The sequence below is a fragment of the Acidovorax sp. GW458-11-26-14-TSB4 genome, from assembly GCF_059423865.1.
This window is the reverse complement of sequence record NZ_JBWKYR010000038.1, coordinates 26,001-34,014: the sequence shown is the minus strand read 5'-3', so window position 1 is coordinate 34,014 and position 8,014 is coordinate 26,001. Positions and strand designations below refer to the sequence as shown.

At 67.5% G+C, this 8,014-nt stretch carries 8 protein-coding genes; 7 read left to right on the top strand and 1 reads right to left on the bottom strand.

Features of this window, described 5'->3' with window-relative positions; genetic code table 11:
• Nucleotides 1-230: 230 nt before the first annotated feature.
• The 4 genes from AC07X5_RS31655 to AC07X5_RS31640 all read left to right on the top strand — a co-directional run bounded on the left by AC07X5_RS31655 (nucleotide 231) and on the right by AC07X5_RS31640 (nucleotide 4,065).
• Nucleotides 231-983 carry a 16S rRNA pseudouridine(516) synthase gene (locus AC07X5_RS31655; RefSeq protein WP_494773390.1) on the top strand — a complete coding sequence of 251 codons (753 nt, stop codon included), beginning with the start codon at nucleotides 231-233 and terminating at the stop codon, nucleotides 981-983.
• A 222-nt stretch (nucleotides 984-1,205) separates the two neighbouring features.
• Nucleotides 1,206-2,207, top strand: a complete 1,002-nt coding sequence (locus AC07X5_RS31650; RefSeq protein WP_494773389.1) for a YncE family protein — start codon at nucleotides 1,206-1,208, stop codon at nucleotides 2,205-2,207.
• 7 nt (nucleotides 2,208-2,214) lie between these two features.
• On the top strand, nucleotides 2,215-3,015 hold the full coding sequence (locus AC07X5_RS31645) for a polysaccharide deacetylase family protein (protein ID WP_494773388.1): 801 nt from the start codon (nucleotides 2,215-2,217) through the stop codon (nucleotides 3,013-3,015).
• 51 nt (nucleotides 3,016-3,066) lie between these two features.
• The gene (locus tag AC07X5_RS31640) at nucleotides 3,067-4,065 is read left to right on the top strand and encodes a sterol desaturase family protein (protein ID WP_494773387.1); all 999 of its coding nucleotides are present in this window, start codon (nucleotides 3,067-3,069) and stop codon (nucleotides 4,063-4,065) included.
• Here AC07X5_RS31640 and AC07X5_RS31635 read toward each other — a convergent pair.
• On the bottom strand, nucleotides 4,062-4,961 hold the full coding sequence (locus AC07X5_RS31635; protein ID WP_409957883.1) for a LysR family transcriptional regulator: 900 nt from the start codon (nucleotides 4,959-4,961) through the stop codon (nucleotides 4,062-4,064). The genes AC07X5_RS31640 and AC07X5_RS31635 overlap by 4 nt on opposite strands.
• Nucleotides 4,962-5,068: 107 nt before the next feature.
• Here AC07X5_RS31635 and AC07X5_RS31630 point away from each other — a divergent pair, with 107 nt between their 5' ends.
• From AC07X5_RS31630 to AC07X5_RS31620, 3 genes are all read left to right on the top strand, one after another.
• Nucleotides 5,069-6,073, top strand: coding sequence for a bile acid:sodium symporter family protein (locus AC07X5_RS31630; protein ID WP_494773386.1), 1,005 nt, complete (start codon nucleotides 5,069-5,071; stop codon nucleotides 6,071-6,073).
• Nucleotides 6,074-6,155: 82 nt separating this feature from the next.
• Nucleotides 6,156-7,103, top strand: a complete 948-nt coding sequence (locus AC07X5_RS31625) for an EI24 domain-containing protein (RefSeq protein WP_494773385.1) — start codon at nucleotides 6,156-6,158, stop codon at nucleotides 7,101-7,103.
• Nucleotides 7,100-7,930, top strand: coding sequence for a competence/damage-inducible protein A (locus tag AC07X5_RS31620; protein WP_494773384.1), 831 nt, complete (start codon nucleotides 7,100-7,102; stop codon nucleotides 7,928-7,930). Before AC07X5_RS31625 ends, AC07X5_RS31620 begins: the two co-directional genes overlap by 4 nt.
• Nucleotides 7,931-8,014: the final 84 nt, after the last annotated feature.

Here is an 8,014-nt window from a genome sequence, read left to right as displayed (position 1 = left end):
GAACAGGACAGTGAAACGACTTTGCGCCGATGATAGTGCGGGTTCCCGTGTGAAAGTAGGTCATCGTCAGGCTCTTATAGCCCTCAAAACCCCTCAGTTCGTTTGAACTGAGGGGTTTTGTCTTTGGGGGAATGCAAAAGAGACGGCACAGCAGGGGCTGCGCCTCTTTGCAGGGCATACCGGCTTGCCCCCATACTCCGTCCACCTGTTTGTTTCTCCATCTGATCGCCATGCAGCTGCAAGACATTCTGTATTCCCAGGGATTCGGCACCCGGCGTGTGTGCGCCGGATTGGTGCAGCAAGGCTGGGTGATGGTGAGCACCACGGGCCCCGGGGGTGAGTACGCGCTGTGCACGGATTCGGTGGCCGATTTCGAGCCCGAGGGGCTGCAGCTGCGCGTGCAGGGTGTGGACTGGCCGTACCACGAGAAGGCCTATGTGCTGTTGCACAAGCCTGCGGGCACCGAGTGCTCGCAAAAGCCATCGACCTATCCCAGTATCTACACCCTGCTCCCCCCTGCGTTGCGCCAGCGGCCGAGCAAGACGGCGGTGCAGGGCATCCAGGCGGTAGGGCGGCTGGACCAGGACACCACGGGCATGCTGCTGCTCAGCGATGACGGTCAGTTCATCCACCGCATGAGCTCGCCCAAGAAGCATGTGCCCAAGGTCTACCAGGTGACCACCAAGCACCCCGTGGACGAAGCCCAGTTGAACAAGCTGCTGGCCGGCGTGGTGCTCGACGACGATCCCAAGCCGGTGCGCGCTGCCGCCTGCGTGCGGGTGGATACGCACCGCCTGGACCTGACCCTCACGGAGGGAAAGTACCACCAGGTCAAGCGCATGCTGGCGGCAGTGGGCAACCGCGTGGAGGGCCTGCACCGCTCGCAGATCGGCAGCATGCCGTTGCCCGCGGACCTGGCGCCGGGGCAGTGGCGCTGGCTCAGCGCGGATGACCTCAAGGTGCTGACCACGGCGCCCGTCTGACACCGCCCGCCGTGCGGGTCGGTGTGCCGCCTTGCGCTCACCAGGGGTGGCTCGGTGCCGCTGGTGCCGAGGTGATTGACCACTTCTGCGCTGTGCCCCTGTCTTTGCCTGGAACTTCCTTGATCCCATCGGGTTCCATCCGCAGATGTTACGCCTTGCGGCGGTAGGGCCCGTGCTTCGGGCGCTACACTTGGAGACTGTCCTGAAAGTGCTTGGTTGTTTGTGAAGATTTTCTCCCCCGCGCGCGTGCGCGCCGCCCTGGCTGGCCTGGCCTTGCTGTGGGGCGCCAGTGTGGCGGCCGCACCAGCAGCGGCTCCCCTGCCGCCGATTTTTGTGCTCAACTCGCTGGAGGCCAATGTCAGCGTGATCGATCCGCTGACCTGGACGGAAACCTCGCGCATCCCCACCGGCAAGGAACCGCACCACCTGTACCTCACCCCCGACGAGCGCTCGCTCATCGTGGCCAATGCGCTGGGCGACACGCTGACCTTCCTGGATCCGCGCACGGCCCAGGTGCAGCGCACGGTGCGCGACATCGTGGACCCCTACCACCTGCGCTTCACGCCCGACATGAAGTGGCTGATCACGGCCGCGAACCGCCTCAACCATGTGGACTTCTACCGCTGGGACGGCAAGGAGCCCACGCTGGTGGCGCGCGTGAACACGGCGCGCACGCCGAGCCACATGTGGATCGACAGCCGCAGCACTACGGTCTATGTGTCCATGCAGGACAGCGATGAGTTGGTGGCCATCGACATCGCCACGCAGGTGGTCAAGTGGCGCATGAAGACCGGGCCCATGCCGGCCGATGTGTATGGCAGCCCCGACGACAAGCATGTCTTCGTGGGCCTCACGGGCGGCGACAGCGTGGAGGTGTTCGACGTCACGGGCCGCACGCCGCGCAGCATCAAGAAGATCAAGACCGGCAACGGCGCCCATGCCTTCCGCGCCTCTGGCGACGGCAAACACCTGTATGTGAGCAACCGCGTGGCCAACTCGATCAGCAAGATCGACATGGCCGCGATGGCGGTGGTGGACAGCTACCCCGTGCCGGGCGGCCCGGACTGCATGGAGGTCTCGGCTGACGGTCGCTTCATCTACGTGAGTTCGCGCTGGGCGCGCAAGCTGTCGGTGGTGGACACCGAGGCCAAGAAGGTGGTGCGCCAGGTGCCGGTGGGCAAGTCCCCGCACGGCGTCTGGACCCTGCAGCACGCGCCCCGCTAGCCGCCCCATGACTGCTGCCAGGAGCCTGCGGGCCGTGCTTTTGCCCCTGGCCCTGCTGGCCGGGGCGCCTGCCGGCCTGGCACAGGCCAGTTCCTGCACCAAGCCCGTGTACCTGACCCTGGACACAGGCCACATGGAAGTGGCGCCCCTGATGGCCGAGGTGCTCAAGCGCCAGAACGTGCAGGTGACCTTCTTTGCGGCCCAGGAGCGCACCAAGGAAGGCGATGGCAGCCTGGGCGAGCACTGGGCGCCCTGGTGGCGCGCACGGGCCGCCGAAGGCCATGCCTTCGCCTCCCACACCTGGGACCACACCTATTGGCGCGGCGACCTCGGCACGCCGGACCAACCCGTGTTCAAGGTGCGGCCATCGGCCGGCCCGCGCGCCGGGCAGGACTTCACGATGACCGCGGCCGAGTACTGCGCCGAGATCACCAAGGCCGCCGACCGGCTGCAGGCCATCACCGGGCAAAAGCCGATGGCGCTGTTCCGTGCCCCCGGGGGCAAGACCTCGCCCCGGCTGATCGCCAGCGCCCAGGCCTGCGGCTACACGCATGTGGGCTGGTCGCCGGCGGGCTTTCTGGGGGATGAGCTGTCCACCGCCCAGGCCAGCAACGACGCCCTGCTGCGCAAGGCGCTGCGCGATATCCGCGCCGGCGACATCCTGCTGGCCCACCTGGGCATCTGGTCGCGCACCGATCCCTGGGCACCCGCCGTGCTGGAGCCGCTGATCGCGGGGCTGAAAGAACGGGGCTTCTGCTTTCGGACACTGCGTGAGCATCCGGACTACGCTACAAAGTCCGTGCGCTAGTACCGCGCGGACACGGCACATACGGCGACAGCAACAGGAGCGGGCAAGGCAATGGAGTGGTTGAGCGCGATCTTCGACGGAGCGCAGCAATGGCTGTTCGAAACCGTGGTGCAGCCGCTGATGTTCGCGGGCGGCCTCGGTAACCTGCTGGAGGACGGTTACGACGCCACCGGCTGGCTGCTGGTGGGCCTGCTGCAGCTGGCGGTGATCGTCGCCATCATAGGGCCCATTCAGCGCTGGCGCCCGGTGGAGCCGGTGACCAACCGCGCCACCATCCGCACCGACATCCTCTACACCCTGCTGCACCGCCTGGGCCTGTTCCGCGTGGGCCTGTTCTTCGCCATCGACCCGCTGATGGACGCGCTGTTCGGCGAACTGCGCATGTCGGGCGTTAGCACTTTCCACCTCGATGCCATCTGGCCCGGCGTGACCGACGTGGCCTGGGTCAGCCTGCTGCTGTACCTGGTGGTGTTCGACTTCGTGGACTACTGGATCCACCGCGGCCAGCACCACTTCGAGTGGTGGTGGAAGCTGCACTCGCTGCACCATGCGCAGCAGCAGATGACCATGTGGAGCGACAACCGCAACCACCTGCTCGATGACATGCTGCGCGACACCATCCTGGTGGTGGTGGCCCAGCTCATCGGCGTGGCGCCGGGCCAGTTCGTGGCCATCGTGGCCATCACGCAGCTGAGCGAAAGTTTTCAGCATGCCAACGTGCGCCTGTGGTTCGGCCGCGTGGGCGAGCGCCTGTGGGTGAGCCCGCGCTTTCACCGCCTGCACCACAGCATCGGCATCGGGCACGAGACCGTGAAGCCCGCCGCAGCGGGCGAGAAGGCCCCGCGCGTGGTGCTGGGCGGCCACAACTTCGGCGTGCTGTTGCCCTGGTGGGACATGCTCATGCGCACCGCCAACTTCGAGCAGCGCTACGACCCCACGGGTGTGCGCGACCAGGTCGAGCCCGGGCCCGATGGCCGCACGCGCGACTATGGCCGCGGCTTCTGGTCGCAGCAATGGCGTGGGGTGCTGCGGTTGGTGGGCAAGGCTTAGCTGCGCCCGGCGGCCACGCTGCGCACCAAGTCCCAGGCCACTGCGGCCACCGGCGCCAGCGCGCGGTTGGCCCGCCGCACCAGCACGATGGCGCGCTCCACGCGCGGTGTGAGTGGCCGCACCTCCAGGCCTTGCAGCCCCGCGGGCGGCAGGGCCAGTGTGGGCACGACCGAAATGCCCAGGCCCGCATCCAGCATGCGAAAGATGGTGGTGACATGGCCCACCTCCTGCGCCACGGGCGCCTGCACGCCATGCTGGCGCAGCGCGTCGTCGATCAACCGGCGGCTGCCCGAGGCATGGTCCAGCAGCACCAGCGGCTCGCCGTCGAGCGCCGCCCAGCGCACGCTGCGCTGGCGTGCCAGCCGGTGCGTGGGCGGGCAGACCAGGCAGAAGGGTTCGGACAGGATGGGCTCGGCCAACAGGTCCTCGCTGCGCCCCGGCTCGGGCTCGATCACCACGCCGAAATCCACTTCGCCCGACAGGACGCTGGCCAGCGCATCGTGCTGCATGCGGTCCAGCAGCAGCAGTTCCAGCCCCGGGTGCTCCTGCCGGCAGCGCGCTATGCACTCTGGCAGCAGGTTGGCCGACAGGGTGGGGCTGCTGGCCACGCGCACCCGGCCCTGGCGCTGCGTGGCCAGGCCGCGCACATCGAGCAGCACGCTGTCCAGGTCCTCCAGCACGCGCGCCAGGCGCACGGCCAGACTGCGGCCCGCCTCGGTCAGCACCACTTCGCGCGTGGTGCGGTCCAGCAGCTTGATGCCCAGGTGCTGCTCCAGCTCGGTCACGCAGCGGCTCACGGCGGGCTGGGTCAGGCCGATCTGGTCCCCGGCGCGCGTGAAACTGCTGTGCAGGGCCACGGCCTGGAAGACGCGCAGTTGTCGCAAACTGGGATTCATGAGGAATTATTATAAATTCATCAAATCAATCCATTTCTCTTTGGACGGAATAATCGGTCCAATCGGTATATACCGTTTCTCAATGGGCGTTCACGCCCCTGCAATCCATGGCCCGCTCCCGTCTGCTTCCCGACAATTTCACGCTCTACCTCGTCGCCACCGTCATCACGGCCAGCCTGCTGCCGGCTTCCGGCAGTTTTGCCCGGGCGCTCGAAGTGGCCACCACGGCGGCGGTGAGCCTGCTGTTCTTCCTGCATGGCGCCAAGCTCTCGCGCCAGTCCATCCTGGCCGGCATCGGCCACTGGCGGCTGCACCTGGTGGTGGTGGCCAGCACCTTCGTGCTGTTCCCGCTGCTGGGCTGGGCGCTGCGCCCTGTGCTGGAGCCCCTGGTCACGCGCGACCTGTACACCGGCATCCTGTACCTGTGCGCGCTGCCCGCCACGGTGCAGTCGGCGATTGCCTTTGTCTCCATGGCGCGTGGCAACATCCCTGCGGCCGTGTGCAGCGCCTCGGCCTCCACCTTGCTCGGCGTGGCCTTCACGCCGCTGCTGGTGGGCCTGCTGATGTCGCAGAACGCGGCCATGGGCGACCCGCTGGCCGCCATGGGGCGCATCGGCGTGCAACTGCTGCTGCCCTTTGCCATCGGCCACCTGCTGCGCCCCTGGATCAGCGGCTTTCTGCAGCAGCGCGCGGCCGTCATGAAGGTGGTGGACCAGGGTTCCATCCTGCTCGTGGTCTATGCGGCGTTCAGCCATGCCGTGATCGACGGACTGTGGTCCCAGGTGCCGCCCATGGCCCTGGCCGGCCTGCTCGCCGTGTGTGCGGTGCTGCTGGCGTTGGTGCTCACGCTCACCACCTGGAGCGCGCGGCGCATGGGCTTTTCCAAGGAGGACGAGATCACCATCGTCTTCTGCGGCTCCAAGAAGAGCCTGGTGAGCGGCGTGCCCATGGCCAACGTGCTGTTCGCTGCCAATGTGGCGGGCGCCATCGTGCTGCCGCTGATGCTGTTCCACCAGATGCAGCTCATGGTCTGCGGCGTGCTCGCGCAGCGCTACGCACGGCGCGGGCTGGATGCCGGCAAAACACCGGGCGCACAGCCCGAACAGGCCTGACGGTCACAGCGGGAACCCGCGCAACTGCCGCGCGGTGCAGGGTTTCATCAAGAGCGGCGAGGCTCGCGGTATGCTCACGCGCATGGGACTGCTACTGGACTCCTTCTGGCGCGCCGCGGCGTACTGCATGCGCCCCCGCGTCATCCTCCTGTCGCTGCTGCCACTGCTGCTGATGGCGGTGCTGGCCTTCGGCTTGGGCTACTTCTACTGGGACGTGGCGGTGCAGAGCATGCACTCACTCCTGGATGCCTCGCCCATGCTCAAGAACTTCTGGAGCTGGCTCGAGGGCTGGGGCCTGGGCAGCGTGGTGGCGGTGCTGGCGCCCATGATGGTCATCCTGGTGGCCACGCCGGTGCTGGTGGTGGTGTCGCTGCTGCTGGTGGCCGTGCTCATGACGCCGGCCCTGGTCACGCTGGTGGCCGAGCGGCGCTTTCCCGAACTGGTGCGCAAGAAGGGCGGCTCCTTCTTCGCCAGCCTGGCCTGGTCCGTGGGCTCCACGGTGTTGGCGCTGGTGGCGCTGGCAGTGTCCGTGCCGCTGTGGCTGGTGCCGCCGCTGGTGCTGGTGCTGCCGCCGCTGATCTGGGGCTGGCTCACCTACCGGGTGATGGCCTTCGACGCACTGGCCGAGCATGCCAGCAAGGAGGAGCGCAAGCGCCTGTTCGAGCGCCACCGCGCCAGCCTGCTGGGCATCGGCATCATCACCGGCTACCTGGGCGCGGCACCCAGCATCGTCTGGGCCTCGGGCGTGCTGTTCGTGGCGGCCTTCGCCATCCTGGTGCCACTGGCGATCTGGATCTACATGCTGGTCTTCGCCTTCTCCTCCCTGTGGTTCACGCATTTCTGCCTGGCGGCGCTGCAGGAGCTGCGCGAGGACGAGGTGCGCGCCACCCTGCCCGTGCCTTCGCGCCTGCCGCTGGATGCGCTGGCGCCTGCGCCTGCGATCCAGGAGGCGGCGCCACCTGTGCCCGAGGTGCCGGCAGCCAGCCTGCCCGCGCCCGATATGCCCTCCACCGATCCCCGCACCCCATGACCACTCCCATCTTCGGCCTCATCATCGTCGGCGACGAAATCCTCTCGGGCAAGCGTGCCGACAAGCACATGCCCAAGGCCATCGAGCTGCTGGCCGCGCGCGGCCTGGCCCTGTCGTATGCCGACTACGTGGGTGACGATCCGGCGCGCATCACGGCCACGCTGCAGCGCGCCTTTGCCTCGGGCGACGTGGTGTTCTCGTGCGGCGGCATCGGCGCCACGCCGGACGACCACACACGCCAGTGCGCCGCGCGGGCGCTTGGAGTGGATCTGGCGCTGCACCCCGAGGCCGAGCGCCTGATCCGCGAGCGCATGCAGGACGTTGCGCGCGAGCAGGGCCTGCCCTACGAGCCCGAGCGCCACGACAATGTGCACCGGCTCAACATGGGCATGTTCCCGGCGGGGGCGCAGATCATCCCCAACCCCTACAACAAGATCCCCGGCTTCAGCTGCGCCAGCCCGGGCGGGCAGGGCGGGGCGGTGCACTTCGTGCCGGGCTTCCCCGTGATGGCCTGGCCCATGATCGAGTCGGTGCTGGACACCCTGTACGCAGCGCACTTCAACCGCACGCCCCAGACCGAGCATTCGGTGGTGGTGTTCGGCGCCATGGAGGCGGCACTCACTCCGCTCATGGAGCAGATCGAAAAATCACACCAAGGCGTTCGGGTGTTCAGTTTGCCCAGCGTGGATCATCCACAATACGGGCGGCATATCGAACTGGGTGTCAAAGGCCCGGCGCAGGCACTTCCCGCAGCATGGATGGACCTTCAAAAAGGACTGCACGAATTTGGTGCAGAACTTGGCCCCGAAATGGTGCGCAACCTGTGATGTGCAATGGGGGTGGTTGTTGTGCACCAAACTTGTGCATTCGGCTGTTCCTGCCGGACCCCAGGCCGGGCTGCTGCTCCGCGA

Bases quoted from the DNA above. Each gene is read 5' to 3' on its own strand.
- AC07X5_RS31625 (WP_494773385.1), top strand. From the start codon at position 6,156: ATGGGACTGCTACTGGACTCCTTCTGGCGCGCCGCGGCGTACTGCATG.
- AC07X5_RS31640 (WP_494773387.1), top strand. From the start codon at position 3,067: ATGGAGTGGTTGAGCGCGATCTTCGACGGAGCGCAGCAATGGCTGTTC.
- AC07X5_RS31655 (WP_494773390.1), top strand. From the start codon at position 231: ATGCAGCTGCAAGACATTCTGTATTCCCAGGGATTCGGCACCCGGCGT.
- AC07X5_RS31630 (WP_494773386.1), top strand. From the start codon at position 5,069: ATGGCCCGCTCCCGTCTGCTTCCCGACAATTTCACGCTCTACCTCGTC.
- AC07X5_RS31620 (WP_494773384.1), top strand. From the start codon at position 7,100: ATGACCACTCCCATCTTCGGCCTCATCATCGTCGGCGACGAAATCCTC.
- AC07X5_RS31635 (WP_409957883.1), bottom strand. From the start codon at position 4,961: ATGAATCCCAGTTTGCGACAACTGCGCGTCTTCCAGGCCGTGGCCCTG.
- AC07X5_RS31645 (WP_494773388.1), top strand. From the start codon at position 2,215: ATGACTGCTGCCAGGAGCCTGCGGGCCGTGCTTTTGCCCCTGGCCCTG.